23 protein-coding genes are annotated in these 25,536 nt (G+C 68.7%); 18 read left to right on the forward strand and 5 right to left on the reverse strand.

What is annotated here, in order from left to right:
• Nucleotides 1-241, forward strand: a 241-nt coding sequence (locus tag H0X95_RS36065) for a hypothetical protein (protein ID WP_230878295.1), incomplete at its 5' end; no start/stop codon positions are given.
• Between the two features lie 26 nt (nt 242-267).
• On the opposite strand, the gene H0X95_RS26590 is transcribed toward H0X95_RS36065, so the two are convergent.
• A complete protein-coding gene (locus H0X95_RS26590; protein ID WP_006499094.1) occupies nt 268-915 on the reverse strand; it encodes a TetR family transcriptional regulator in 648 nt (215 codons plus the stop codon).
• A gap of 151 nt (nt 916-1,066) precedes the next feature.
• Here H0X95_RS26590 and H0X95_RS26595 point away from each other — a divergent pair, with 151 nt between their 5' ends.
• The 8 genes from H0X95_RS26595 to H0X95_RS26630 all read left to right on the forward strand — a co-directional run bounded on the left by H0X95_RS26595 (nt 1,067) and on the right by H0X95_RS26630 (nt 14,074).
• The gene (locus H0X95_RS26595; protein WP_006487246.1) at nt 1,067-2,269 is read left to right on the forward strand and encodes a MexX/AxyX family multidrug efflux RND transporter periplasmic adaptor subunit; all 1,203 of its coding nucleotides are present in this window, start codon (nt 1,067-1,069) and stop codon (nt 2,267-2,269) included.
• A gap of 15 nt (nt 2,270-2,284) precedes the next feature.
• On the forward strand, nt 2,285-5,425 hold the full coding sequence (locus H0X95_RS26600) for a multidrug efflux RND transporter permease subunit (protein WP_006499092.1): 3,141 nt from the start codon (nt 2,285-2,287) through the stop codon (nt 5,423-5,425).
• Nucleotides 5,425-6,885 carry an efflux transporter outer membrane subunit gene (locus H0X95_RS26605; RefSeq protein WP_062911434.1) on the forward strand — a complete coding sequence of 487 codons (1,461 nt, stop codon included), beginning with the start codon at nt 5,425-5,427 and terminating at the stop codon, nt 6,883-6,885. Before H0X95_RS26600 ends, H0X95_RS26605 begins: the two co-directional genes overlap by 1 nt.
• A gap of 861 nt (nt 6,886-7,746) precedes the next feature.
• Nucleotides 7,747-8,259 (forward strand): fimbrial protein, encoded by a 513-nt coding sequence (locus tag H0X95_RS26610; protein WP_006486075.1) that lies wholly within the window; start codon nt 7,747-7,749, stop codon nt 8,257-8,259.
• 122 nt (nt 8,260-8,381) lie between these two features.
• Nucleotides 8,382-10,835: a fimbria/pilus outer membrane usher protein gene (locus tag H0X95_RS26615; RefSeq protein ID WP_006499088.1), complete on the forward strand. Its 2,454-nt coding sequence runs from the start codon at nt 8,382-8,384 to the stop codon at nt 10,833-10,835.
• Between the two features lie 15 nt (nt 10,836-10,850).
• Nucleotides 10,851-11,597 carry a fimbrial biogenesis chaperone gene (locus H0X95_RS26620; protein ID WP_006486088.1) on the forward strand — a complete coding sequence of 249 codons (747 nt, stop codon included), beginning with the start codon at nt 10,851-10,853 and terminating at the stop codon, nt 11,595-11,597.
• Nucleotides 11,594-12,619, forward strand: a complete 1,026-nt coding sequence (locus H0X95_RS26625; RefSeq protein ID WP_006486070.1) for a fimbrial protein — start codon at nt 11,594-11,596, stop codon at nt 12,617-12,619. Before H0X95_RS26620 ends, H0X95_RS26625 begins: the two co-directional genes overlap by 4 nt.
• 183 nt (nt 12,620-12,802) lie before the next feature.
• Entirely contained in the window at nt 12,803-14,074 is a 1,272-nt protein-coding gene (locus H0X95_RS26630) for a calcium-binding protein (protein ID WP_230878296.1), read from the forward strand.
• A 155-nt stretch (nt 14,075-14,229) separates the two neighbouring features.
• Here H0X95_RS26630 and H0X95_RS26635 read toward each other — a convergent pair whose 3' ends face one another.
• Nucleotides 14,230-14,994 carry a class I SAM-dependent methyltransferase gene (locus H0X95_RS26635; protein ID WP_006499084.1) on the reverse strand — a complete coding sequence of 255 codons (765 nt, stop codon included), beginning with the start codon at nt 14,992-14,994 and terminating at the stop codon, nt 14,230-14,232.
• A gap of 42 nt (nt 14,995-15,036) precedes the next feature.
• Entirely contained in the window at nt 15,037-15,564 is a 528-nt protein-coding gene (locus tag H0X95_RS26640) for a DedA family protein (protein WP_059723767.1), read from the reverse strand.
• Between the two features lie 275 nt (nt 15,565-15,839).
• On the opposite strand from H0X95_RS26640, the gene H0X95_RS26645 reads away from it, so the two are divergent.
• Both H0X95_RS26645 and H0X95_RS26650 read left to right on the forward strand, forming a co-directional pair.
• Entirely contained in the window at nt 15,840-16,505 is a 666-nt protein-coding gene (locus H0X95_RS26645; protein WP_006486077.1) for a response regulator transcription factor, read from the forward strand.
• Nucleotides 16,502-17,881: an ATP-binding protein gene (locus H0X95_RS26650; RefSeq protein ID WP_034201801.1), complete on the forward strand. Its 1,380-nt coding sequence runs from the start codon at nt 16,502-16,504 to the stop codon at nt 17,879-17,881. The genes H0X95_RS26645 and H0X95_RS26650 overlap by 4 nt, the downstream gene beginning before the upstream one ends.
• 75 nt (nt 17,882-17,956) lie before the next feature.
• Here H0X95_RS26650 and H0X95_RS26655 read toward each other — a convergent pair whose 3' ends face one another.
• On the reverse strand, nt 17,957-18,094 hold the full coding sequence (locus H0X95_RS26655; protein WP_171983991.1) for an HHHH-motif protein: 138 nt from the start codon (nt 18,092-18,094) through the stop codon (nt 17,957-17,959).
• A gap of 46 nt (nt 18,095-18,140) precedes the next feature.
• Complete coding sequence (locus H0X95_RS26660) at nt 18,141-18,362, reverse strand: hypothetical protein (RefSeq protein ID WP_059723583.1); 222 nt, start codon at nt 18,360-18,362, stop codon at nt 18,141-18,143.
• A gap of 293 nt (nt 18,363-18,655) precedes the next feature.
• On the opposite strand from H0X95_RS26660, the gene H0X95_RS26665 reads away from it, so the two are divergent.
• From H0X95_RS26665 to H0X95_RS26695, 7 genes are all read left to right on the forward strand, one after another.
• Complete coding sequence (locus tag H0X95_RS26665) at nt 18,656-19,324, forward strand: RNA polymerase factor sigma-70 (protein WP_006486089.1); 669 nt, start codon at nt 18,656-18,658, stop codon at nt 19,322-19,324.
• A gap of 85 nt (nt 19,325-19,409) precedes the next feature.
• Nucleotides 19,410-19,652, forward strand: coding sequence for an MbtH family protein (locus H0X95_RS26670; protein ID WP_006476052.1), 243 nt, complete (start codon nt 19,410-19,412; stop codon nt 19,650-19,652).
• Between the two features lie 45 nt (nt 19,653-19,697).
• Nucleotides 19,698-20,705, forward strand: a complete 1,008-nt coding sequence (locus tag H0X95_RS26675) for a TauD/TfdA family dioxygenase (RefSeq protein WP_006486082.1) — start codon at nt 19,698-19,700, stop codon at nt 20,703-20,705.
• Complete coding sequence (locus tag H0X95_RS26680) at nt 20,705-21,553, forward strand: ABC transporter ATP-binding protein (protein ID WP_006486076.1); 849 nt, start codon at nt 20,705-20,707, stop codon at nt 21,551-21,553. The genes H0X95_RS26675 and H0X95_RS26680 overlap by 1 nt, the downstream gene beginning before the upstream one ends.
• Entirely contained in the window at nt 21,550-23,640 is a 2,091-nt protein-coding gene (gene fhuB, locus H0X95_RS26685) for a Fe(3+)-hydroxamate ABC transporter permease FhuB (protein WP_196446282.1), read from the forward strand. The genes H0X95_RS26680 and fhuB overlap by 4 nt, the downstream gene beginning before the upstream one ends.
• On the forward strand, nt 23,637-24,437 hold the full coding sequence (fhuF, locus tag H0X95_RS26690; RefSeq protein WP_125333107.1) for a siderophore-iron reductase FhuF: 801 nt from the start codon (nt 23,637-23,639) through the stop codon (nt 24,435-24,437). Before fhuB ends, fhuF begins: the two co-directional genes overlap by 4 nt.
• Nucleotides 24,434-25,462 (forward strand): ABC transporter substrate-binding protein, encoded by a 1,029-nt coding sequence (locus H0X95_RS26695; protein WP_060211504.1) that lies wholly within the window; start codon nt 24,434-24,436, stop codon nt 25,460-25,462. The genes fhuF and H0X95_RS26695 overlap by 4 nt, the downstream gene beginning before the upstream one ends.
• Nucleotides 25,463-25,536: the final 74 nt, after the last annotated feature.

Raw genomic sequence — 25,536 nt, forward strand, 5'->3', positions numbered from 1 at the left:
GACGGGGCGGGCGGCGGGCGTGCAACAAAACAGGCCCCGCCAGGGGCCTGTGTCGTTTCCGTTCGACCCAACCTGCGGGGCAGTGCCCGCTTCGAACGGCGGCGTGCCTACCGGGTCGAACCCGGTTATCACGAAGACGCTAAAGAAAGATGACAGCGTCAGTCTACCGATGTTCCGCAAAACGTTAAAAATTTTAAAGGGGGTCAGCTCATTCGTTTCGCAGTGCGGTAAATCGGGTTAAATCAGCATTTGTTACGACGATTTTCGTCAGTCCGGCAATTTTTGCGCGCGCCCACGCAGCGCGGCGGAGGTCCGGACGGCGTCGAAGCCGGCGTCGAGCATCGCCTCGGCGTCGTTCCACAGGTTGCCGCGCAGCCGGTTGGTCCAGATCATCGACGCGAACACGCCTTCGAGCAGCGACACCAGATAAACGGCGGCCAGATGCACGTCGAGATCGGCGGCGAGCTCGCCGGCGGCGATCGCGCGACGCAGCAGCGCCTTCGTGATCCGCAGCATCTGCAGCTCGAGCAGCATGCGGCGCCGCTGCAGCGCGCCGTTCTCCTCGCTTTGCTCGCACTTCGTATAGAGAATCACGAGCACGCGCTGCATCGGGCCCGGCTCGCCGCATTCCTGCAGGTAGTGCGACGCGGCGCGGCGCAGCGTCGCGAACGGCGGCAGGCCGTCGCCCGCGTCGAAGCCTTCCGACGTGCGCGCGAACGCGCGGTCGCACATCGCCAGACACACTTCCATCTTGTTGCGGTAGTGGCCGTAGACGGCGCCCCGCGACATCCCGGCGGCCTCGGCGAGGTCCGCCATCGCGGTCTGCGCGACGCCTCTTTCGAGCAGCACGAGCTCGGCGGCGTCGAGGATCCGGTGCTTGATGGCGAGCGATTCTTCCCGGGTCTTGCGGGCCATGTCGTGAAATTCCTTACAGTTCGCTGTCGTTTTATTGAGACAGTGTGTCGGTCAGATTGAAACAGCATGTATTTAATCAGTCGTGACTGATTATAATCGGCCACCCTGAGCCGCCGCATTGTATCGGCGGCGAATGATCCGAGGTCAGAACATGAATAACAAACGCACCCTGTGGCGCCGCATGCGGCTGGCGCCGTTCGCGCTCGCGGCCCTGCTGGCCGTGGCCGGATGCGGAAAGGGCGACAAGGACGCCGCGCCGGAGACCGCGAAGCAGGCCACCGTCGTGACGGTGCGCCCGACGGCCGTGCCGATGACCGTCGAACTGCCGGGCCGGCTCGACGCCTACCGGCAGGCGGAAGTCCGCGCGCGGGTCGCGGGCATCGTCACCGCCCGTACCTACGAGGAAGGCCAGGAAGTGAAGCAGGGCGCGGTGCTGTTCCGCATCGATCCCGCGCCGCTGAAGGCCGCACGCGACGCCGCGCAGGGTGCGCTCGCGAAGGCGCAGGCCGCCGCGCTCGCCGCGACCGACAAGCGCCGCCGTTACGACGATCTCGTGCGCGATCGAGCGGTGAGCGAGCGCGACCACACCGAGGCCGTCGCGGCCGATACGCAGGCGAAGGCCGAGGTCGCATCGGCAAAAGCCGAACTCGCGCGCGCGCAGCTGCAGCTCGACTACGCGACCGTCACCGCGCCGATCGCGGGCCGCGCACGGCGCGCGCTCGTGACCGAGGGCGCGCTCGTCGGGCAGGACCAGGCGACCCCGCTCACGACCGTCGAGCAGCTCGATCCGATCTACGTGAACTTCTCGCAGCCGGCCGCCGACGTCGACGCATTGCGTCGCGCGGTGAAGAGCGGGCGCGCGACGGGCATCGCGCAGCACGACGTCGCGGTGACGCTGCTGCGCGCCGACGGCACCGCGTATCCGCTGAAGGGCAAGCTGCTGTTCAGCGATCTTGCGGTCGATCCGACGACGGACACCGTCGCGATGCGCGCGCTGTTCCCGAATCCGGAGCGCGAGCTGCTGCCGGGTGCGTATGTGCGGATCGCGCTCGACACGGCGGTCGACCAGCGGGCGATCCTCGTGCCGCGCGACGCGCTGCTGCGCACGGCCGACCGCACGTCGGTGCGGGTCGTCGGCGCGAACGGCAAGGTCAAGGACGTCGAGGTCACAGCCGACCAGATGAGCGGCCATGACTGGCGCATCACGCGCGGCCTCGCGGGCGGCGAGCGCGTGATCGTCGACGACGCCGCGCAGTTCGCGCCCGATACGGCCGTCAAGCCCGTCGAGAAAGCGCCGTCGTCGAAGGCGGCGCCGCCCGCGGCCGCTTCGCAGGCGGCCGCCCGTCAAACCTGACCGGTTCAAACCAACATGGCACGTTTCTTCATCGATCGCCCCGTCTTCGCGTGGGTGATCGCCATCTTCATCATGCTGGGCGGCCTGTTCGCGATTCGCGCGCTGCCCGTCGCGCAGTACCCGGACATCGCGCCGCCCGTCGTCAGCATCTATGCGACGTACCCGGGCGCGTCCGCGCAGGTCGTCGAGGAATCGGTGACCGCGCTGATCGAGCGCGAGATGAACGGCGCGCCGGGGCTGCTGTATACGTCCGCGACGAGCAGCGCAGGGGCGGCATCGCTGTACCTGACGTTCAAGCAGGGCGTGAACGCCGATCTCGCGGCCGTCGAAGTGCAGAACCGGCTGAAGACCGTCGATGCGCGCCTGCCCGAGCCCGTGCGCCGCGACGGCATCCAGGTCGAGAAGGCCGCCGACAACATCCAGCTCGTCGTGTCGCTGACGTCCGACGATGGCCGGATGACCGACGTGCAGCTCGGCGAATACGCGTCGGCGAACGTCGTGCAGGCGCTGCGCCGCGTCGAGGGCGTCGGCAAGGTGCAGTTCTGGGGCGCCGAATATGCGATGCGGATCTGGCCCGACCCGGTGAAGATGGCCGGGCACGGCCTCACCGCGTCGGACATCGCGTCGGCCGTGCGCGCGCACAACGCGCGCGTGACGATCGGCGATATCGGCCGCAGCGCGGTGCCGGCCAGCGCGCCGATCGCGGCGACCGTGTTCGCGGACGCACCGCTGAAGACGCCGGCCGATTTCGGCGCGATCGCGCTGCGCGCGCGGCCCGACGGCTCGGCGCTGTTCCTGCGCGACGTCGCGCGCGTCGAATTCGGCGGCAACGACTACAACTATCCGTCGTACGTGAACGGCAAGGTCGCGACCGGAATGGGCATCAAGCTCGCGCCGGGCTCGAACGCGGTGTCCACCGAGAAGCGCGTGCGCGCGACGATGGACGAGCTGTCCGCGTACTTCCCGCCGGGCGTGAAATACCAGATCCCGTACGAGACGTCGTCGTTCGTGCGCGTATCGATGAACAAGGTCGTCACGACGCTGATCGAGGCCGGCGTGCTGGTGTTCCTCGTGATGTTCCTGTTCATGCAGAACCTGCGCGCGACGCTGATTCCGACGCTGGTCGTGCCGGTCGCGCTCGCGGGCACGTTCGGCGTGATGTATGCGGCCGGCTTCTCGATCAACGTGCTGACGATGTTCGGCATGGTGCTCGCGATCGGCATCCTCGTCGACGACGCGATCGTCGTCGTCGAGAACGTCGAGCGACTGATGGTCGAGGAGGGACTCGGGCCGTACGACGCGACCGTCAAGGCGATGCGACAGATCAGCGGCGCGATCGTCGGGATCACCGTGGTGCTGACGTCGGTGTTCGTGCCGATGGCGTTCTTCGGCGGCGCGGTGGGCAACATCTACCGGCAGTTCGCGCTGTCGCTCGCGGTGTCGATCGGCTTCTCGGCCTTCCTCGCGCTGTCGCTGACGCCCGCGCTGTGCGCGACGCTGCTCAAGCCGGTGTCCGGCGACCATCACGAGAAGGGCGGCTTCTTCGGCTGGTTCAACCGTTTCGTCGCGCGGGCGACGCAGCGCTATGCGACGCGGGTCGGCACGATGCTGAAGAAGCCGGTGCGCTGGCTCGTCGTGTACGGCGCGCTGACCGCGGCCGCCGCGCTGATGCTCACGCAACTGCCGACCGCGTTCCTGCCGGACGAGGACCAGGGCAACTTCATGGTGATGGTGATTCGCCCGCAAGGCACGCCGCTCGCGGAAACGATGCAGAGCGTGCGCGAAGTCGAGTCGGCCATCCGCCGCGACGAGCCGACCGCCTACACGTATGCGCTCGGCGGCTTCAACCTGTACGGCGAAGGGCCGAACGGCGGGATGATCTTCGTCACGCTGAAGAACTGGAAGGAGCGCAAGGCCGAGCGCGATCACGTGCAGTCGATCGTCGCGCGCATCAACGAGCGTTTCGCGGGCACGCCGAACACGACCGTGTTCGCGATGAACTCGCCGGCGCTGCCCGATCTCGGTTCGTCGAGCGGTTTCGACTTCCGGCTGCAGAACCGCGGCGGGCTCGACTACGCGACGTTCAGCGCCGCGCGCGAGCAACTGCTCGCGGCGGGCGGCAAGGATCGCGCGCTCACCGACCTGATGTTCGCGGGCACGCAGGACGCGCCGCAACTGAAGCTCGACATCGATCGTGCGAAGGCGTCCGCGCTCGGCGTGTCGATGGACGAGATCAACACGACGCTCGCGGTGATGTTCGGCTCCGACTATATCGGCGACTTCATGCACGGCACGCAGGTGCGGCGCGTGATGGTGCAGGCCGACGGGCTGCACCGGCTCGATCCGGACGACGTGAAGAAGCTGCGCGTGCGCAACGCACGCGGCGAGATGGTGCCGCTCGCGGCGTTCACGACGCTGCACTGGACGCTCGGGCCGCCGCAGCTCACGCGCTACAACGGTTATCCGTCGTTCACGATCAACGGCTCGGCCGCGGCCGGCCACAGCAGCGGCGAGGCGATGAGCGCGATCGAGCGGATCGCCGCGAAGCTGCCGGCCGGCATCGGCTATGCGTGGTCGGGGCAGTCGTTCGAGGAGCGGCTGTCGGGTGCGCAGGCGCCGATGCTGTTCGCGCTGTCGGTGCTCGTCGTGTTCCTCGCGCTCGCGGCGCTCTACGAGAGCTGGTCGATTCCGTTCGCGGTGATGCTGGTCGTCCCGCTCGGCGTGATCGGCGCGGTGCTCGGCGTCACGCTGCGGATGATGCCGAACGACATCTATTTCAAGGTGGGGCTGATCGCGACGATCGGGCTGTCCGCGAAGAACGCGATCCTGATCGTCGAAGTCGCGAAGGATCTGGTCGCGCAGCGCATGTCGCTCGTCGACGCCGCGCTCGAGGCCGCGCGCCTGCGGCTGCGGCCGATCGTGATGACGTCGCTCGCGTTCGGCGTCGGCGTGCTGCCGCTCGCGTTCGCGTCGGGCGCCGCGTCCGGCGCGCAGATGGCGATCGGCACCGGCGTGCTCGGCGGCGTGATCACGGCGACCGTGCTCGCGGTGTTCCTCGTCCCGCTGTTTTTCGTGATCGTCGGCCGCCTGTTCGACGTCGGCCCGCGCCGACGCGGCGGCGCGCAGCCGACGACGATGGAGGGTTCGCAACCATGATGTTTGCGCTGAATGCACGCGGCGCGCTGCGGGTTCAGGTCGCGCTGGCCGCCGCGCTGGCGCTTGCCGGCTGTTCGCTCGCGCCGCGTTACGAGCGTCCGGCCGCGCCGGTGCCGGCGACCTATGCGCCGGTCGACGCCGGCACGGCATCGGCGGCCGAACCGGCCGCGGCGCAGGATGCCGCGTTGCTCGACGACTGGCATGCGTATTTCACCGATCCGGCGCTGCAGGCGTGGATCGACGCGGCGCTCGCGAACAACCGCGACCTGCGGATCGCGGCCGGCCGGCTCGACGAAGCGCGCGCGCTGTATGGCGTACAGCGCGCGGACCGGATGCCGTCGGTCGATGCGAATCTCGGCTATGAACGCGCGCGCCAGTACGACCCGGTCGTGCGCGAAAGCGCGATCAGCGGGCTGTATCGCGCGGGCGTCGGCATCAGCGCGTACGAGCTCGACCTGTTCGGCCGCGTGCGCAACCTGTCCGACGCGGCGCTCGCCGAATACTTCGCGACGGCCGACGCGCAGCGCACGGTCCGCATCGGCGTGATCGCCGAAGTGGCGGGCGCGTATGTTTCCGAGCGATCGTTGCACGAGCAACTGGCGCTCGCTCAGCGTACGCTCGAAGCCCGCGAGCGGATGGCCGCGCTCACGCAACGCCGCTATGCCGCGGGCACGAGCGACGCGATCGAGCTGCGCTCGGCCGAGATGCTGGTGGCGTCCGCGCGCGCGTCGCAGGCCGCGCTGCAGCGCGAGCATGCGCAGGCCGTACGGGCGCTGCAATTGCTGGCGGGCGATTTCGCGCGCAACGTGCCCGACGACGCGACCGCGCTCGACACGCTGTCGATCGCGCCCGTGGCGCCCGGCGCGCCGAGCCAATTGCTCGAACGACGGCCGGACATCCGGCAGGCCGAGGCACGGCTGAAGGCCGCGAACGCGAACATCGGCGCGGCGCGTGCGGCGTTCTTCCCGCGCATCGCGCTGACGACCGACTACGGCTCGGTGAGCGACGCGTTCTCGAACCTGTTCGCGGCCGGCACGAGCGTGTGGACGTTCGCGCCGCGCATCACGCTGCCGATCTTCGCGGGCGGACGCAATCGCGCGAACCTCGACGTCGCGCACGCGCGCAAGGACATCGCGGTCGCCGAATACGAGAAGGCCGTCCAGACCGCGTTTCGCGAAGTGGCCGATGCGTTCGCCGCGCGCGACTGGATCGACCGGCAGCTTGCCGCGCAGCAGGACGTGTATGCGGCGGACGGCGCGCGGCTGAAGCTCGCGGAGCGTCGCTATGCGGGCGGCGTCGCGACGTATCTCGAACTGCTCGACGCGCAGCGCAGCACGTACGAGTCGGGGCAGGAGCTGATCCGGCTCAGGCAGCTCAGGCTCGCGAACGCGATCGCGCTGTACCGTGCGCTCGGCGGCGGCTGGGCGCCGGCAACGGCGGAGGCCGCGGCTTCCGTGTAGTCGGCGATGTGTTGCGTGACACGGCAGCGTGCCACGCAATACGACGGCGGCCGCGCGATTCTACGTGCGGCCGCCATTTCAACGGGGCGTGCCGTGCCCGCCATGTCGCCGATCATCGTCGGCATTTCCTTTCGCTGTTCAGCACACCGCTCTCCGCTCTTTCATCGCTCGGCGGGGCGGCGGCGCTGCTTTCGCGGCGTCCCGCATCCGTGGGTCGATCGTGTCACCTGCCGGCGCAAACGTATGCGCGGCGCTTCGTCGTTTTCATCCCGTCCAATCCGGCACGCCAGCCGCGTTCCGGCGACCGCGCATGCATGCGATTCAAGATCGGCAATTGACGAAAGAATTAATCAATGTATTGGAATTAATGGCGGCGGCAAAATGTCGCGGTAAAACGTTTGTATGCTTTTCGCAATCGTTTGCGCGATAAGTCCGTATTGATGAAATGCCGTCTTTAATTTCCTGTCAGTTGAAAATGAGTCGATATTCGCGTTGCAATCGGGCAACGATGGCGGCGTAGGACAATGTTTTGTCTTTTGAGTGGTGGCTCCGCATGAGCCAATGCCGGCAAGGGAGAGCGGGGGTGGAGACGATTATCGGCAAGAAATCCCCTTAATCTTCAATCGGTTCCGGAAAATAAAAAAGGACTGCGGATAAAAATTTTGGGATTGTAAATTCAAAAGAAAGAGTGCCGTTTTAGAGTGCGGAATCGAACATTGTCAGAATCATTTGACAATGATTTACAGAAATCTTTCATGGTTATCTCGATAATGCCGCCTCGTGTCGGACGGGAGCCACCATGCGCTGCCGTTTGTGTCCGCCACGTCGTCCATTCCATTTGCACTCCTTACGGGAAACGTCATGAAAAAATCCATCCTGACCGCTGTCGCACTCGCGGCCCTGTCCACCTCGGCCTTCGCAGCGGGCACCGGCACGATCAACTTCACGGGCGAGATCGTCGCGGGCGCATGCGGCATCGATTCGAACTCGGTCAACCAGACCGTGCAGCTCGGCAAGGTGCCGACCAACAAGTTCAAGCAGGCCGGCGACAAGTCGGACCCGGTGTCGTTCGACATCAAGCTGACCGACTGCGACACCAGCATCGCGCAGAACGCGTACTTCACGTTCACGGGCACGTCGAGCGCCGGCCAGCCGAAGCTGCTCGCCACGATCGGTTCGGCCACCAACGTCGGCATCCGCCTGCAAGCCGCGTCGGGCGAATACCTCGACAACGGCGCCGAGCAGAAGGCGCCGACGCTGCTGCAGAACGGCACGAACACCGCACGCTTCGCGGCGATGTACGAAGCGACGGCAGCCGGCGTGACGCCGGGTACCGCCGACGGCGTCGCGAACTTCACGGTCCGCTACCAGTAAGCGTCCGTACCGGAGGAGGGGTGCATGCATCCCTTCCTCCTTCCTCTTTCCTCCCGTTTTCCTTCTCCCTGGACTCTCGGTAGCGCCGCGTGCGAATCAGACATTCCTTCCTTTGCGTCTCCGTGCTGGTCGTCGGCAGCCAGAGCCAGGCGACGGAATTCAATTCGTCGTTCCTCGACATCGACGGAACGAGCAACGTCGACCTGTCGCAGTTCTCGCAGGCGGACTTCACGCTGCCCGGCGAGTACATGCTCGACGTGCAGGTCAACGACCTGTTCTACGGGCTGCAAGCGATCGAATTCATCGCGGTCGACGCGTCGGGCGCCGGCAAGCCGTGCCTGCGGCCCGAGCTCGTCGCGCAGTTCGGGCTGAAGCCGTCGCTCGTGAAGGATCTGCCGCGCTTCCAGGGCGGGCGTTGCGTCGACCTCGGCGCGATCGAGGGCGCGACCGTGCGTTACCTGAAAAGCGACGGGCGGCTCAAGATCACGATTCCGCAGGCCGCGCTCGAATTCACCGATTCGACCTACCTGCCGCCGGCGCGCTGGTCCGAAGGCATTCCGGGGGCGATGCTCGATTACCGCGTGATCGCGAACACGAACCGCAACTTCGGTGCGGGCGGCGGACAGACGAATGCGATCCAGGCCTACGGGACGGTGGGCGCGAACTGGGATGCGTGGCGCTTTCGCGGCGACTATCAGGCGCAATCGAACGTGGGTAACACGGCGTACGCGGACCGGACGTTCCGCTTCAGCCGGCTGTATGCGTTTCGCGCGCTGCCATCGATCCAGTCGACGGTGACGTTCGGCGACGACTACCTGACCTCCGACATTTTCGACACGTTCGCGCTGACGGGCGCGTCGATCCGCAGCGACGACCGCATGCTGCCGCCGTCGCTGCGCGGCTATGCGCCGCTGATCTCGGGCGTCGCGCGCACCAACGCGACCGTGACGGTGTCGCAGGCCGGCCGCGTGCTGTACGTGACGCGCGTGTCGCCGGGCGCGTTCGCGCTGCAGAACATCAACACGAGCGTGCAGGGCACGCTCGACGTGGCGGTCGAGGAAGAAGACGGCAGCGTGCAGCGCTTCCAGGTGACGACGGCCGCCGTGCCGTTCCTCGCGCGCGCCGGGCAGTTGCGCTACAAGGCCGCGGTCGGCAAGCCGCGCCTGTTCGGCGGCGCCGGCATCACGCCGTTCTTCGGCTTCGGCGAAATCGCGTACGGCCTGCCGTTCGACGTCACGGCGTATGGCGGTTTCATCGCCGCGTCGGGCTACACGTCGATCGCGCTCGGCGTCGGTCGCGATTTCGGCGCGTTCGGCGCGGTGTCGGCCGACGTCACGCATGCGCGGGCGAAGCTGTGGTGGAACGGCGCGACGCGCAACGGCAACTCGTATCGCATCAACTATTCGAAGCACTTCGACGGGCTCGATGCCGACGTGCGCTTCTTCGGCTACCGCTTCTCCGAGCGCGAATACACGAACTTCGCACAGTTCTCCGGCGACCCGACCGCATACGGCCTCGCCAACAGCAAGCAGCGCTACTCGGCGACGCTGTCGAAGCGTTTCGGCGACACGTCGACCTATTTTTCCTACGACCAGACGACCTACTGGGAACGTGCGAACGAGCAGCGCGTCGGCCTCACGCTGACGCGCGCGTTCTCGATCGGCACGCTGCGCAACCTGAACGTCAGCGTGTCGGCTTTCCGCACGCAGAGCGCGGGCGCAAGCGGCAACCAGGTCTCGGTCACCGCGACGTTGCCGATCGGCGGGCGTCACACCGTCACGTCGAACCTGACGACGGGCAGCGGCAGCACGAGCGTGAACGCGGGCTACATCTACGACGATCCGAATGGCCGCACCTACCAGATCAACGCGGGCGCGACCGACGGACGCGCGTCGGCGAACGCGAGCTACCGCCAGCGCTCGTCGGCGTATCAGCTGACCGCGCAGGCATCGACGCTCGCCAACGCGTATGCGGCCGCGTCGCTCGAAGTCGACGGCTCGTTCGTCGCGACGCAGTACGGCGTGTCGGCGCACGCCAACGGCAATGCGGGCGACACGCGGCTGCTGGTGTCGACCGACGGCGTGCCCGACGTGCCGCTGTCCGGCACGCTCACGCATACCGATTCGCGCGGCTACGCGGTGCTCGACGGCATCTCGCCGTACAACGTGTACGACGCGACCGTCAACGTCGAGAAGCTGCCGCTCGAAGTGCAGGTGACGAACCCGATCCAGCGCATGGTGCTGACCGACGGCGCGATCGGCTTCGTGAAGTTCTCCGCCGCGCGCGGCAGCAACCTGTACCTGACGCTGACCGACGCGGCCGGCAAGCCGCTGCCGTTCGGGGCGTCGGTGCAGGACGCGGCGAACGGCAAGGAACTCGGCATCGTCGGCGAAGCCGGCGCGGCGTTCCTGACCCAGGTTCAGCCGAAATCCACGCTGGCGGTGCGGGCGGGCGAACGCACGCTCTGCACGATCGCCGCACTGCCGAACCAGCTCCAACTCGAAGGCACGCCGATTCCGGTGACGTGCCAGCCACCCGGCGAGTCGCATGCAGCGGCCGCGCGGGCCGAACGATGATTTCACGGATCCACGATGAAGCATTCCTTTTCCCGTTCTTTCCCGCGGCGCGCGCTGGGCGTGTTCGCGACCGTCGGCGCGATGCTGGCAGGTGCCGCCCAGGCGGCGATCGTGCCCGATCGCACGCGTGTGATCTTCAACGAAGGCGAGCAGGCCGCGATCGTCACGATCACCAACAAGAGCACGACGTATCCGTATCTCGTGCAGTCGTGGCTCGAAGATGCGAAGGGCAACAAGATCACGTCGCCGCTGATGGTCGTGCCGCCGCTGCAGCGGGTCGAGGCGAACGAGCGCAACGTGCTGCGGATCGCGAAGCTGCCCGGTGCGCAACTGCCGGCCGATCGCGAAACGGTGTTCTACCTGAACATCCGCGAAGTGCCGCCGAAGACCGACACGCCGAACACGCTGCAGATCGCGCTGCATACGCAGATGAAGCTGTTCTACCGGCCGAAGGCCGCGCAGCCCGCGCGCGACGAGGACTGGACCTTGCCGATGACGCTGCGGGTCGATGCGGCCGCGCACAAGCTGGTGTTCGACAACCCGACGCCTTACCACGTGACGGTGGTCGACGTGAGCGCGGGCACGCAGAAGACGCCGGTGCCGATCGAGCCGACGATGGTGAGCCCGATGAGCACGGCCGAGGTGCCGTTCAAGGCCGCGACGCCGTCGACGCTGTTCGTCACGCACATCGACGACTACGGCGGCCAGGTGGCGGTCGAGTATGCATGCGAGGCTGGTGCGTGCAAGAGCGTGAAGAAATGAGCGGGGGCGCGAAACAACGCGTGTCGCCGTTCGCGACGTGGCTGCGCTGGGCCGTGCTCGCGATGCTGATCGCGGTCGCGCAGCCGGCGTGGGCGCTGCGCTGCCTGGCCGACGGCGGCGCCGATTCGCTCACCGAGCCGATCGGCGGCGTCGCATCGTATCCGACGGATGCGCCGGACGGATACGTGATCTGGGTATCGCCGCCACGCACGACGACGGGGTACTGCTACAAGGACTACGGCGGGGCCGCACTGAACTTTGCCGAACAGGTTTACTTCTACGCGAACCCGAGATCGCAGGATCCCGCCGCCTGGGGGCTCGAGATCGGCATTCGCTATGGTGGCCGCGACTATTTCGGCCTGGGCAGCGGACCGGGTGCGCGCGTGGAAACCACCACCACCGTCGGCACGTGTTCGCAATGGAACTTCGACCGGGGGCTGTGCCCGAAGGTGCCGCTCAGCATCACCTATCAGGTGGTGGTGCGCAAGAAGGGCCAATGGATGCAGCCGCCGAACGATATCTATGCGGTCTTCCAGTTCGACGGCAAGGGCGGCCTCAACGCGGCTCGATCGAGTTTCCAGTACCGGTTGAGCGGGTTGTCCCGTCTGAAGCCGACACCCTGCCTCGTCGACGTGCTGGTGACGCCCGAGCCCGGCATCGTCAATTTCGGTCAGGTGCAGACCACCGGCAACGGCTTCCTGCCTGCCGTGCCGCGTCGGCGGTTCTCGTTGTCGCTGTCGAAGAAATGCAGCATTCCGATTCGCGTCGACGGCTATTTCGAGGCGACCAAGGGCGCCGTGCAGAACGGTTTGCTGGTGCCGGCGAAGGACAGCAACTTCGGAATCGGTCTCGAGGACAGCCAGGGCAAGCCGATCGACTTCAACAAGCAGTTCACGCTCACGCAATTCGCGGCCAACGTTGCGAATCAGACCGTGATGCTCGATGCGGTGCTCAAGTCGTTCGGACCACCGAAGATCGGGCCGTTCGACGCGGCCGCAACGATCCGGATTTTCCTGTATTGAGCGTGGTGCGGCATGAGCGGCGTGCACCGCGCAACATGCTGCCTGTACCGGATTTTCATTGATGTACGGACGGAGGAGAAGGGGATGCATCCGAGACGCAATGTCGTCGCGGCCGTGCTGGCCGTGTCGGCGACGAGCGCGGTTCACGCGCAGACGGTATCGGCCGGCGGTTATTCGCTGACCGTGATCGGCGACCTGGGCGGGCCGCGCGACGTGCGGTACGACGGCAATGCCGTCAGCGCTGACGGCAAGACGATCATCGGTTCCTACTGGAGCGAAGCGCAGCCCGGTGGCTCGATGGCCTTCTCGTGGTCGGCCGCGACGGGCTGGCAGCGGCTGGCCGCGCCGGCGAATGCCTATGACTCGCAGGCACGGACGGTGTCGGCCGATGGGCAGGTGATCGGCGGGTCGATCAGTGCGCGCGAGACGGACAGCAGCAACCTCGATCGATGGGCGGTGCGATGGCCCGGCGACGGTCGCACGCAGAAACTCGTTCCGGATACGGCGGGCCGGGATGCATCGGTTGACGTTGCGAACCTCGCCGGCACGAGGATGGCGGGCAGCCTGACGACGACCGGCGGCCGGAATGCACGGTTCATGTGGGACCAGCCGAGGGGTTTTCGCGAGTTGCCGCCGGGCGGCGACTATCTCGTGCACCTGCTCGCGATGACCTCGTCCGGGAACGCGGCAGTCGGGTTCGCCGGCAATGTCGACGGCGTGTATGGCTCGCGTGCGCTTCTTTGGTCGGAACGAGCCGGCGAACGACTGTTGCCGACGATCAACGCGGGCGTGGCCAGAATGGATCTGGCCCGTGGCGTGACCGAGGACGAACGGACGATCGCCGGCGCGCTCGGCACCCTGGTGGTCACGCCGGATGGGCAACGGGTCGACTCGGAGGCCGTGCTGTGGACGAACGGCGGCGACGACATCCAGCGGCTCGGTTTTCTCGACGGCGACGACAATAGCCATGCGTCGTCGATCAGCACGGACGGGCGGGTTGTCATCGGCGAATCGAGCAACCGGCAGACCGGTGTCGCGCGCGTCTTCGTGTGGACGCCGCAAAGCGGCATGCGCAGCCTCGTTGCGTTGCTCGAAGCGGCCGGCCTGTCGGTCGGCACGCTGAACCTGGTCAACGTGATCGGCGTGAGCCCCGACGGGCAGACCATCACGGGGCAGGGTTATCGCGACGGCGATCCCGACTACCGGCCGCAGTTCTGGCAAGTGCACATCGATGCGGCGACACTGCGCGCGCTGCGGCCGGCGAGCCCGGGGGCCGACGCGTTGCGGGTGCGGGCGACGCAGCCGAAGGCGATGGCGGTGTCGCGCATGCTGGCCGCGCAGCCGAAGGCAGCGATGCAGCGAAGCGCCTGCCGCCTGCCCGTCATCCCGGCGGCTCGCGTCGTGCCGGCTGCTGTTGCCGGCCGCGCGCTAGCGAGCAGGGTCGCATGCAGGTGAAGCGATGAAACGAGGCGCCGTTTTACGGCGCCTCGTTTTGTTTACCGCATCGCCGCGGCACACCTTGTGCCCGTGATGCTCGCTGCGGCACACGCAGTGCGGTTGCGCTTCCCCGATGGCCGGCGCGGGCAGTGCGGCGGCCATGGTGGCCGCGCTCACAGTTCGACGGCTCGGCTGTTTATCTGCCGATGCGAATCGGCACGGCCCGAACCAACGCGCGGGCCCTCGCTCGGGGACAGCACCACAGCGCCGGGGCGCCGGGTTGCGTCCCGACCACGCAAAGCCGTTGCATCGACAACCCTCTCCAGCGACGGCAGCGCACGAGCCCGGTGCCTGCCGGCCACGTCGTCGAGCCGTTCGAACCGGTACACGAAGGCCGGCGGAAAATTCATCCACGCGACGCCGATCCGGACGGCGCGCATGCGCATCGCCTCCAGATAGCGCGCCGGAATCGGGCAGCGCGGCACATAGGTGAACTGATAGAACGCGCCACCGGCAGCCAGGTGGCGCACGAATGCGCCGTGCACGATCGCGACGGCCCGTTCGACCGGCATCGCGACGAGCGGCAACCCGCTCACGATCGCATGCGCGCGCTCCCCGCCGAAGAAGTCGCCGGTCATCCCGAGCTGGGCCGCGTCCATCTGCATCACCCGCAACGCGGGAAACTGATGCCGCAGCGCGTTCGCGAACGCAGGGTCGGCTTCCACGAGCACCAGCCGGTCGCTCGCGACGCCGCGCGCGAGCAGCGCGCGCGTGAACACGCCGGTGCCCGCTCCGAGTTCGATCACGGACGCGCCGTCGCGCGGGACATGCGCGGTGATCAGCGCGGCGAGCGCCGGGCCGGATGGCGCGAGGGCGCCGACCCGGCGCGGATGGCGCAACCACGTACGCAGAAACAGCATCCATTCGGGGATTCGCATCGGCAGGCTCCTGGTGGATCGATCGGTCAATGACGGGCGCGGCTAGGCGGCCGCTTGCGCGGCGAGATAGCCGGCCGTGATGAACAGCGTGTTCCATAGCGCGATGCCGGCCGCGGCGCCGGATGCGAAACGCGTGAAGCTCGTTTCCAGCAATCCGGCGAGCGCCGGCGCGACGAGCCGGACGAACGGCACCAGTTGCGACCACAGGGCGAGCCGCGTGGGCCGCGCGCGGATACCTTCGATCAGCTCGTCGATTCGCGCGGGCTGCATCCTGCCCAGCGGCGCGAGGCGGCGCAGCAGGGTCAGCACGCCGTCTTCCGGCCACAGATTGCCGAGCGCGTAATGAAAGAGGCAGCCGGCGAAACTGCCGAGCACCGTGACGACGATCGCTTCCGGCAAGGTCCACGCACCTTGCGCACCGGCGACGCCGATCATCGCGAGCAGCACGTGCGACGGCAGCACGGGAATCAGCCGTTCGATCAGCGACAGCCCGGCGAGGCAGACGATGCTGTTGGCGCTGGCCAGGCTCAGCGCGAGGCCGAACGGAACGAGCGTGGCGAACTGGTTCATCGCACCGCTCCCGTGCGACGCGTGCACGACGCGTGCGGTCTTCCATGCCAGAATGGCCCGTACCGGCCCGGCGCGAAGGGGGTGCGCCGCGCCGTCTTGCATCGCAGCAACGGAATCGAACAACAGGACACGGTCATGGCGGGCCTCTCGGGAAAGCGCCGGATGCAGGGCGCCGGCAATGCGGCGATCGACACGCATCGTGGCCCTTCGGCTTTAAGAAGTTTTTAATCGCGGTCCGTCACGCTGGCGACCTCGCCATTCGAGGAGCGATACCGATGCATATCCTGCTGGTGGAAGACGATGTGATGCTGGCCGACGCCGTGCGGGCCGGCCTCGCGCAGAACGGCTGGCGCGCGGACTGGTCGGCCGACGTGCCGGCGGCACGGCTCGCGCTCGTCGGGCACGACTACGACGCGGTGCTGCTGGACCTGCAACTGCCGGGCGCATCCGGTTTCACGCTGCTGGCCGCGATGCGCGCGAACTACGATGCGACGCCGGTGCTGATCGTGACCGCGCGCGATCAGTTGAGCGACCGTATCCGCGGCCTCGACGCCGGCGCCGACGACTATCTCGTGAAGCCGTTCCAGCTGGACGAGCTTTATGCGCGGCTTCGCGCGCTGACGCGCCGCAGCCAGGGCCGCGTGTCGGAGCGGCTCGTTTGCCGCGATGTCCACGTCGATCCGGCGCGCCGGGAAGTCACGCGCGCCGGCGAACCGGTCGCGCTGAGCATCCACGAATACCGGACGCTGCTCGCGCTGATGGAGCGGCAAGGGCGAGTCGTCACGCGCGCGCAGCTCGAGGAGCGCGTGTACGGCAACGACGGCGCAATCGAAAGCAACACGATCGCGGTGTACATCCATCAACTGCGGCGCAAGCTCGGCGACGAACTGATCGTGACGGTGCACGGCTTCGGCTATCGCATCGGGGAGGGCACAGCATGAGGTCGCTGCGTATCCGCCTGCTCGCGACCGTGATGGCGACGGTCGTCGTGTTCTGGGCCGGCTGGGGCGCGTTTCTCGGCATCGCCCTGTGGCGCGAACAGCGCGGCTGGCGCGACGGCTTGCTCGAGGGCGCCGCGCAACTGCTGCTGTTGTCGTTGCCCGATACGATCGATCGCCTGCCGGAAGTGCGCGCGCAGGCGGTGGCGCCGAAAGCCGCATACGGCAAATACGACGTCGCGTTCCAGATCTGGGTCGACGGCCGCAACGTCATGCACAGCGCCGATGCGCCGGGGCCGGCGCTCAAGCCGGACATGCGCGACGGCTACGGCGTGAGCGCCGGGCGCGGGATCGCGCACGACGAGATCTGGCGGGTCTATTCGCTGTCGGGTCCGACCGGCCGGATTCACGTGCAGACCGGCGGGCCGGCCACGACCTGGCAGGAGAAGGCCAGCAATGCGGTGCAGCTCGGCCTGTTCAATACGGCGGTGATGCTCGCGATGCTGGGCGTGGCGATCTGGTGGGGGATCCGCTGGTCGTTCGGGCCGGTGCGCGACGTTCAGCGGGCGATCCAGCACAAGGCCGCATTCGATTTCTCGCCGTTGCCGCTGCTGACGCTGCCGCGCGAGCTTCGACCGCTCGTCGAATCGTTCAATCGGCTGCTCGCGCGGCTGAGTCAGGCCGTCGATACCGAGCGCCGTTTCATCGGCGATGCGGCGCACGAGTTGCGCATTCCGCTGGCGGCATTGTCGGCGCAGGCGGAAGTGGCGTTGCGGGCGGACAGTCCGGCGGACAAGGACGCCGCGCTGCGCCGGCTGGCAACGGGCGTGGAGCGCAGCGCGCGGCTGTCGGCGCAATTGCTCGAACTGGCGCGGCTGGATGCCGGCTCGCGTGCGGAGCAGCACGGGCCGGTCGACCTGGCGCGGCTCGTTGCGCTGATCGCGAGCGACTTCGATGCGGCCGCGCATGCGCGCCGGCAGACGGTGCGGGTGGCGATCGAGCCGGTATGCGTGTGGGGCGATCTCGACGAAATCGCGATCGCGGTGCGCAACCTGATCGACAACGCGCTGCGTTACGGCCGTGAAGGCGGACGGGTCGAGATCACGTGCGATGGCGCCGTGGAGGCGGGGCGGGTCAGGCTGCGGATCGCGGACGACGGGCCGGGCGTGCCGGTCGACCAGCGCGAGCGGATTTTCGAACGCTTTTACCGGGTGCCGGGCACCGCGCAGCCGGGAAGCGGCATCGGCCTGTCGCTGGTCGCGCGGATCGCCGAGTCTCATGGCGGAGCCGTCGACGTGACGGCCGGTATCGACGGGCACGGGCTCGCGGTGATCCTGTCGTTCCCTATCTGGCTCGCGCCGGAGCGATGGCAGGATTAGCGGCGGACGCCGCCTGGCGTTCGCAACGAAAAAAGCGCCGGCAAGCGGCGCTTGTTCGCATCGGCGGCGCGACGCTCAACGCACCCAGCGGCACACCTTGTGATGGTGATGCTCGAAGTGACACACGCGGTGCGGATGCGCTTCGGCGATGGCCGGCGCGAGTATGGCAGCGGCCATGGCGGCGGCGGTAAGGGTTGTCAGTAGCGTCTTCATGTCGAGGTCCTGTCGTCGAATGATGGATCAAGGGCGCGTCGCGGCATCACCACTGCGGCCGCTGATCGTCGCGGCGGTCGCGGTCGTCACGCGGGCCGGCATGCCGGGCTTCCCAGTCGCGGCGCTCCCAGTAGCGATTTCCGTCCCAGTAACGATCGCCATGCCAGCCGATCGTGACTTCGGCAGGGCCGGGGTAGGCGACGCACCCGGCGAGCATCACGCTCGACAGCGCGCCCACCATGACTGCGGATAACACGATGGCTTTCATGTCGTTCTCCCTTGGAAACGGCAGGTCGATCGTACGAGCCCCCAAAATTTCACGTGGTAAGAAGTTGCTACCGCCGATGACACGGGCGGGCGGTTCGTCAGGAACATGAAAGCATGCGTCGGCGCCGTGCGAACCGTCCGCGCGGCGCAGACGCACCCATGTCCGCTCCGGCAACGATTCGGATCATTGTTCAGACAAATCCTGACAACCGAAAGGGTCATCCTGTAATCGGATTGAGAATGATTTGCGTTTACGTTAAATTGCGCTATCTCGGAATTTGACGGAGCAGATCGATGGCCATGGCGGAAGTGCTCGACCGACCGGCGGCGGCAGCGGCAAACCCGTTCCTCGGCAGTTATCCGGACCTGCCGCCGCGCGCCGCGCCGCGTGCGCGCCGGGCGTCCGAGCCCCGCGCGCAGGGCGCGCTGCTCGACGTGCTGATCTCGCATCGCGCGATGCTCGTCAACGTCGCGCGCGGCTTCGTCGGCTGCGCGAGCCGCGCGGAAGACGTCGTGCACGACGTGTTCGTGAAGCTCGTCGAATTCCCGAACCAGGACGCGGTGCGCCAGCCGGTCGCCTATGTGACGCGGATGGTGCGCAACGCGTCGATCGACGCGTGCCGTCGGCAAAACCTCGAAAACGTCTATCACACGGAAGAGGACGACGGCTTCGACGTGCCGTCGCCCGAGCCGACGCCGGAAGCCGCGCTGATGACGCGCGACACGCTGCGGCGCGTGTGGGCCGCCCTCGACGACCTGCCGGCGCGCAGCCGAGCGGCCTTCGAGATGGTGCGGCTGCGCGAGGAAACGCTGCAGACCGCGGCGCGCGCGCTGAACGTGTCGCAGACGCTCGTGCATTTCATGGTGCGCGACGCGGAGCGCCACTGCGCGGAATGCCTCGACGCGTGCCATCGCGGCGTCGCCTGTCCGGTGTTCCTGGGCGGCCGCGCGCGGCGGCGGTAAAAAAACGCGCCGGCCAACCGTCTATCAGACAGGAGCGGCCGAATCCGCCGCTTCGCCTCCTTCAACCGCCCAGCGATTTCCGATCATGACGCAAGCCCCGACGCCTTCCGCCGACACCGACGATCTCGTCTATACGGTCGTCATCAACGACGAAGAACAGTATTCGATCTGGCCGACGTTCCGGCCGGTGCCGGCCGGCTGGCGCGAAGTCGGCGTGAGCGGCCCGAAGGCCGACTGTCTCGCGCACATCGAGACGGTCTGGACCGACATGCGCCCCGCGAGCCTGCGCCGCGCGATGGACGGCGAGCGCGCGACGCGCGCGTCATGACCTGCTGCGCCGCGTGTGCGGCGCGCCACCTGAAGAGGACGTTGCATGACCCTGCTTTCGTTGCCGACGCTCGACGACCTGCGTATCGAGCCGGGGCTGCCCACCGTCGTGTCGCCGCGCGGCAACGACGGGATGTCGATCGACGACGTCGCGCCGCTGGCGCGCGAGATCGCGGCCGACACGCTCGAACGGGCGGGCGGCGTGCTGTTCACGGGCTTTCACGTGCCGTCGATCGATGCGTTCCAGCAATTCGCGGCCTCGTTCGGCGATCCGCTGATCGGCTATGAATACGCGTCGACGCCGCGCAGCCAGGTCGAAGGCGCGGTCTACACGTCGACCGAATACCCGCCGCACCGCGCGATTCCGCTGCACAACGAGCAGTCGTACACGCGCGAATGGCCGCTGCGGATCTGGTTCCACTGCGCGCTTGCCGCGCCGAAGGGCGGGGCGACGCCGATCGCGGACAGCCGTGCCGTGTACCGCGCGCTCGATCCGGCGCTCGTCGCGCGCTTCGAGAAGCGCGAGCTGCTGTACGTGCGCAATTTCGGGCAGGGGCTCGACTTGCCGTGGCAGCAGTCGTTCGGCACCGACGAGCCGGCCGAGGTCGAGCGGATGTGCGCGGCGCGCGGCATCGAATGCGCGTGGCGCACCGACGATGACGGCGAACTGCTGCTGCGCACGCGCGAACGCTGCCAGGCCGTCGCGCGTCATCCGCGCACCGGCGACCGCGTATGGTTCAACCAGGCGAACCTGTTTCACCTGTCGGCGCTCGACGACGACATGCAGGAAGCGCTCGTCGACGCGGTCGGGCTCGAGAACGTGCCGCGCAACGTGTATTACGGCGACGGCGAACCGCTGGAAGCCGACGCGCTCGCGCAGATCCGCGGCGTGCTCGACCAGCAGCGCATCGTGTTCCCGTGGCGCACCGGCGACGTGCTGATGCTCGACAACATGCTGACCGCGCATGCCCGCGACCCGTTCGAGGGGCCGCGCAAGGTCGTCGTCGCGATGGCGCAGAGTTACACGGTCCCGCGCGACCGAACGGAGGATTGATGACGCGTAGTACCGCCGCGCTTGCCGCGCGCGGGCTGTCGGTGGGATATCGCGACCATGTCGTGATCGACGGGCTGGACCTGTCGATCGCGGCCGGCCGCGTGACCGCGCTGTGCGGACCGAACGGCTGCGGCAAGAGCACGCTGCTGCGCACGCTGGCGGGCCTGCAACCCGCGCGTGCCGGCCATGTCGAAGTGAACGGCCGACCGCTCGCGTCGTTTCGCCGTCGCGCGCTCGCGCGCGAGCTGACGATGCTCGCGCAGTTCAACCAGATTCCGTCGGGCCTCACGGTGCGTGAGCTCGTCGCGTACGGGCGCTATGCGTACGGCGGCTTCCTGCGCGGCCTGTCGCGGGCCGATCAGGCGGCGATCGACGAAGCGCTCGACACGAGCGGCCTCGCGGACGATGCGGAGCGCGACGTCGGCGCGCTGTCGGGCGGCGAACGCCAGCGCGCGTGGATCGCGATGGCGCTCGCGCAGCAGGCGCCGATCGTGCTGCTCGACGAGCCGACGACCTATCTCGACATTCATCACCAGCTCGACATCCTCGATGCGCTGCGTGCGCTGAACCGCGCACGCGGACTGACGATCGTGTGGGTGCTGCACGACCTGAACCAGGCGGCCGCGTACAGCGACGAGATCGTGCTGATGCGCGCGGGCCGTCTCGTCGCGCAGGGCACGCCCGACGCGATGCTCGACCCGGCGCGGTTGCGCGCGGCGTTCGGCGTCGAGATGCTGAAGCTCGCGCATCCGCAGACGGGCGCGCCGATGTGCGTACCGGCCTACGGACCGTCGACCGACGGCGCGCCGCAGGCGTCCGCCGTCTTCGACCGGGATCTCGCGGTATGACGACGTTCGCGATGCGCAAGCGCCTCGCGGCGACCGGCAAGGGGACGACGACGGGGCGGGCCGGCGCGATTGCGTGCGGCCTCGTCGCGTCGATCGCGCTGCTCGCGGCGCTGCGGATTGCTCCCGATCTGCGCGTGTGGTGGGGCGCGGCGCCCGGCAGCGATGCCGCGTCGCTCGCGCACGTGTTCCTGTTCGACCTCAATCTGCCGCGCGTCGCGGCCGCGCTCGTCGCGGGCGGCTGCCTCGGCATCGCCGGCGCGCTGTTCCAGTCGCTCACGCGCAATCCGCTCGCATCGCCCGACCTGCTCGGCGTGACGGGCGGCGCCCAGCTCGGCCTGCTCGCGGCGATGCTGGTGCCGGCGCTGGCCGGCGTCGCGTCGGTGCCGCTGCTGTTCGTGTGCGGGCTCGCGGCGGCTGCGTGCGCGATCGTCGCGGCGGGTGGCTGGCGCGCGACGCCGTTGCGGCTCGTGCTCGCCGGCAGTGTGTGCATGCTGCTGTTCGCCGCGCTGTCGACGCTCGTGCTCGCGTTCTTCGAACAGAACATCGCGGGCGCCGCGCTGTGGACCAACGGCAGCCTGTACCAGCCGGGCGCGACGGGCCTCGCGCTCGCCGCGCGCTGGCTCGTCGTGCCGCTCGCCGCGCTGCCGTTCGTGATCCGGCCGCTGAATCCGCTCGCGCTCGGCGACGATGCGGCGGCCGCGGCCGGCGTGCGCGTCGATGTGACGCGGCTCGCCGCGACGATCGTCGCGGTCGCGTTCACGAGCGTGGCCGTCAGCATCGCGGGCCCGCTGTCGTACGTCGGCCTCGTCGCGCCGAACCTGCTGCGCCAGGTGCGCGGCGCGCGCGCGGCGCGGCTCGGCGTGCTGGTGCCGTTGTCGGCGCTCGCCGGCGGCGCGCTGGTGCTGGTCACCGACAGCGCGGTGCTCGCGTCGGGCCTCGACGCGACGCTGTCGACCGGCGTCGCGATCGCGCTGGTCGGCACGCCGCTGATGCTCGCGATGATCCGGCGCGGCGCCGCGTGGTCGGGCGTGCTGCATGCGGATGCCGAACGCGCGGCGGGCGGCGGCGCGACGCGGCTCGTCGGCTGGCTCGAACGGCTCGGCTGGCCGCTGCGTACCGCGTTGTTCGTCGTGGCGGGCGTGCTGGTGGTGTGGGTCGGCATGTCGGCCGGCCCCGAGTGGCTGTCGCCCGCGCGCTGGTTCGCCGCACTGTCCGGTCACGATGCGCTCGCGCGCATGCTGATCGACCTGCGCATGCCGCGCCTGCTGTGCGCGCTGCTCGCCGGCGCGTTGCTGGCGGTCAGCGGCGTCGCGATGCAGAGCGTCGTGCGCAATCCGCTCGCGGGCCCCGAAGTGCTCGGCGTCACGCAGGGCGCGGGGCTCGTCACGCTGTTCGCGTTGTCGACGTGGCCGCTGATGGGCCACGTGACGCTGGCCGCCGCCGCGCTGATCGGCGGCGGGCTGTCCCTCGCGATCACGCTCGCGCTGAATCACCGGCATCGCTACGCGCCGCTCGCGGTCGCGCTGACCGGCATCGTGATCGGCGCGTTGTGGACCACGCTCGCGCAATGGCTGATCACGCAGGAAAGCGTGCAGCCCGCGCGCTTCGTCGTGTGGCTCGTCGGCGGCACGTACGGCCGCAGCTGGGGTGAGGTGTCGATGCTGCTGCCGTGGTGCGTGCTCGCGGTGCCAGTGTTCGCGTGGCTCGCGAAACCGCTCGACATGCTCGCGCTCGGTGACGACCAGGCGGCCGCGCTCGGCCTGCCGGTGGCCGCGCTGCGACCGCTCGCGCTGACGATCGCGACGCTCGCCGCGTGCGCGGCCGTCGCGGCGGTCGGGCCGGTCGGCTTCATCGGGCTGATGGCGCCGCACGTCGCGACGATGCTCGGTGCGCGCCGGCATCGCACGCGGCTGTGGCTCGCGGCGGCGTGCGGCGCGCTGATCCTCGGGTTGGCGGATCTCGCGGCGCGCACCGTCGTCGCGCCGCGCGAAGTGCCGGCCGGCGTGCTGACCGCGCTGATCGGCGCGCCGTACCTGCTGGGGCTGCTGATTCTCGAGGGGCGCCGCGCCCGGCGCGCGGGACGATGACGCCGGCGCTCGACGGCGCGCGCGCCACGCGCTTTTCGGCGTTCGCGCCGCCACCGTTCGCCGAACACCTCGACGTCGTGTGGCTCGGCATGCCCGACGACGCGCATGGGCCGGGCCGCGTCGTCGTGCCCGTCAGCGCGTTGCCCGCGCACCGCGACGCCGTGCTCGCCGCGATGGTCGACCATTACGGCGGCGATCCGGCGCAGCATGCGCGCGCGCTGATGTCGCAATGGAGCAAATACTATTTCGGCCGCGCGGCGCCGGCCGGTGTCGTCGCCGCGCTGACGCTCGGCCGGCCGCTCGACATGACGCCCGAGCGCACGTTCGTCGCGCTCGACGACGGGATGCCGGCCGCGCTGTATTTCGCGGCGGATGCGCTCGGCGCGCCGTGCGACGATCCCGCGCCGCGCTATGCGGGGCTGATCGCGCATCTCGGCGCGGTGATCGATCTGCTCGCGGCGATGGGCCGCGTCACGCCGCGCGTGCTGTGGAGCAACGCGGGCAATCTGCTCGACTACCTGCTCGATACCTGTCGTTCGTTGCCGTGCGCGGCCGATCCCGTCGGCGACGCGCATTGGCTGTTCGGTTCGACCTGCATGCACGGCGAATCGAATCCGCTGCGCATGCCCGTGCGCGATGCCGTGCCGCGCTCGCCGCTGCTGCCGACGCCGTTTCGCGCGCGCCGCGTGTGCTGCCTGCGCTACGAAATTCCTGGAGAAACGCAACTGTGTGGAAGCTGCCCCCTGCTACTGACGATGGACGACGCGGCGCTGGCCGAGCAGGACGCGATCCGGTGACGCACGCCGGCCGCCGGCATGCGCTCGGCGCGCTCGCGGCGGCACTCGGCGCCGTGTGCTGCGGTGCATTTCCCGCATCGGCGGCGGCTGCCGTTTCCGCGGCCGGAGGCGCAGGCGGTGCGCACGGCGGCGTGTCGCTGGCCGGCAATCCCGTCGTGTCGCAGGCCAGCGCGAAGATGCCCGTGCGGCCGCAGCGCGTGGTCGCGCTCGACTTCATGTTCGCGGAAAGCGTGATCGCGCTCGACCTCGTGCCGGCCGGGATGGCCGATACGGCGTTCTACCCGGGCTGGCTCGGCTACCGCAGCGAGCAGCTCGCGCACGTGACCGACATCGGCTCGCGGCAGGAGCCGGGACTCGAGGCGATCGCGGCGGTCAAGCCGGATCTCATCATCGGCGTCGGCTTCCGGCATGCGCCGATCTTCGACGCACTCGACCGGATCGCGCCGACGATCCTGTTCCAGTTCAGCCCGAACGTGTCGGAAGGCGGCGTACCGGTCACGCAGCTCGACTGGATGCGGCAGATCTTCCGGACGATCGGTGCGGTGACGGGGCGCGACGCGCGCGCGCAGGCCGTTGAAGCGCAACTCGACGCCGGCATCGCGCGCAACGCGGCGCGGCTCGCGGCCGCCGGCCGCCACGGCGAGCGCGTCGCGCTGCTGCAGGATCTCGGCTTGCCCGATCGTTACTGGGCGTATACGGGCAACAGCACGTCGGCGGGCCTCGCGCGGGCGCTCGGGCTCGATCCGTGGCCGAAGAAGCCGACGCGGGAAGGCACGCTGTACGTGACGTCGGCCGATCTGCTGCGGCAGCGCGACCTCGCCGTGCTGTTCGTGACCGCGTCGGGGATGGACGTGCCGTTGTCGACCAAACTCGATTCGCCGGTGTGGCGCTTCGTGCCCGCGTTGAAGGACCATCGGATCGCGCTGATCGAGCGCAACATCTGGGGGTTCGGCGGGCCGATGTCGGCGCTGAAGCTGGCCGACGTGATGACCGATACGATGCTGGAGCTGCCGGCCGTGCGTTGAGCGCGCGGTGCGCGTCGAGCCGCAGGCGATGCAACGTTTGACGGGCTGGGCGTTGTGATCGGCCCGACGACGCA

Source organism: Burkholderia sp. 9779_493 (assembly GCF_015712215.1).
Classification (GTDB): domain Bacteria; phylum Pseudomonadota; class Gammaproteobacteria; order Burkholderiales; family Burkholderiaceae; genus Burkholderia; species Burkholderia cenocepacia.

Excerpts from the sequence above, each read along its gene's own strand:
- H0X95_RS26590 (WP_006499094.1), bottom strand. The coding sequence starts at position 915 with ATGGCCCGCAAGACCCGGGAAGAATCGCTCGCCATCAAGCACCGGATC.
- H0X95_RS26595 (WP_006487246.1), top strand. The coding sequence starts at position 1,067 with ATGAATAACAAACGCACCCTGTGGCGCCGCATGCGGCTGGCGCCGTTC.
- H0X95_RS26600 (WP_006499092.1), top strand. The coding sequence starts at position 2,285 with ATGGCACGTTTCTTCATCGATCGCCCCGTCTTCGCGTGGGTGATCGCC.
- H0X95_RS26605 (WP_062911434.1), top strand. The coding sequence starts at position 5,425 with ATGTTTGCGCTGAATGCACGCGGCGCGCTGCGGGTTCAGGTCGCGCTG.
- H0X95_RS26610 (WP_006486075.1), top strand. The coding sequence starts at position 7,747 with ATGAAAAAATCCATCCTGACCGCTGTCGCACTCGCGGCCCTGTCCACC.
- H0X95_RS26620 (WP_006486088.1), top strand. The coding sequence starts at position 10,851 with ATGAAGCATTCCTTTTCCCGTTCTTTCCCGCGGCGCGCGCTGGGCGTG.
- H0X95_RS26625 (WP_006486070.1), top strand. The coding sequence starts at position 11,594 with ATGAGCGGGGGCGCGAAACAACGCGTGTCGCCGTTCGCGACGTGGCTG.
- H0X95_RS26635 (WP_006499084.1), bottom strand. The coding sequence starts at position 14,994 with ATGCGAATCCCCGAATGGATGCTGTTTCTGCGTACGTGGTTGCGCCAT.
- H0X95_RS26640 (WP_059723767.1), bottom strand. The coding sequence starts at position 15,564 with ATGAACCAGTTCGCCACGCTCGTTCCGTTCGGCCTCGCGCTGAGCCTG.
- H0X95_RS26645 (WP_006486077.1), top strand. The coding sequence starts at position 15,840 with ATGCATATCCTGCTGGTGGAAGACGATGTGATGCTGGCCGACGCCGTG.
- H0X95_RS26650 (WP_034201801.1), top strand. The coding sequence starts at position 16,502 with ATGAGGTCGCTGCGTATCCGCCTGCTCGCGACCGTGATGGCGACGGTC.
- H0X95_RS26655 (WP_171983991.1), bottom strand. The coding sequence starts at position 18,094 with ATGAAGACGCTACTGACAACCCTTACCGCCGCCGCCATGGCCGCTGCC.
- H0X95_RS26660 (WP_059723583.1), bottom strand. The coding sequence starts at position 18,362 with ATGAAAGCCATCGTGTTATCCGCAGTCATGGTGGGCGCGCTGTCGAGC.
- H0X95_RS26665 (WP_006486089.1), top strand. The coding sequence starts at position 18,656 with ATGGCCATGGCGGAAGTGCTCGACCGACCGGCGGCGGCAGCGGCAAAC.
- H0X95_RS26670 (WP_006476052.1), top strand. The coding sequence starts at position 19,410 with ATGACGCAAGCCCCGACGCCTTCCGCCGACACCGACGATCTCGTCTAT.
- H0X95_RS26675 (WP_006486082.1), top strand. The coding sequence starts at position 19,698 with ATGACCCTGCTTTCGTTGCCGACGCTCGACGACCTGCGTATCGAGCCG.
- H0X95_RS26680 (WP_006486076.1), top strand. The coding sequence starts at position 20,705 with ATGACGCGTAGTACCGCCGCGCTTGCCGCGCGCGGGCTGTCGGTGGGA.
- fhuB (WP_196446282.1), top strand. The coding sequence starts at position 21,550 with ATGACGACGTTCGCGATGCGCAAGCGCCTCGCGGCGACCGGCAAGGGG.
- fhuF (WP_125333107.1), top strand. The coding sequence starts at position 23,637 with ATGACGCCGGCGCTCGACGGCGCGCGCGCCACGCGCTTTTCGGCGTTC.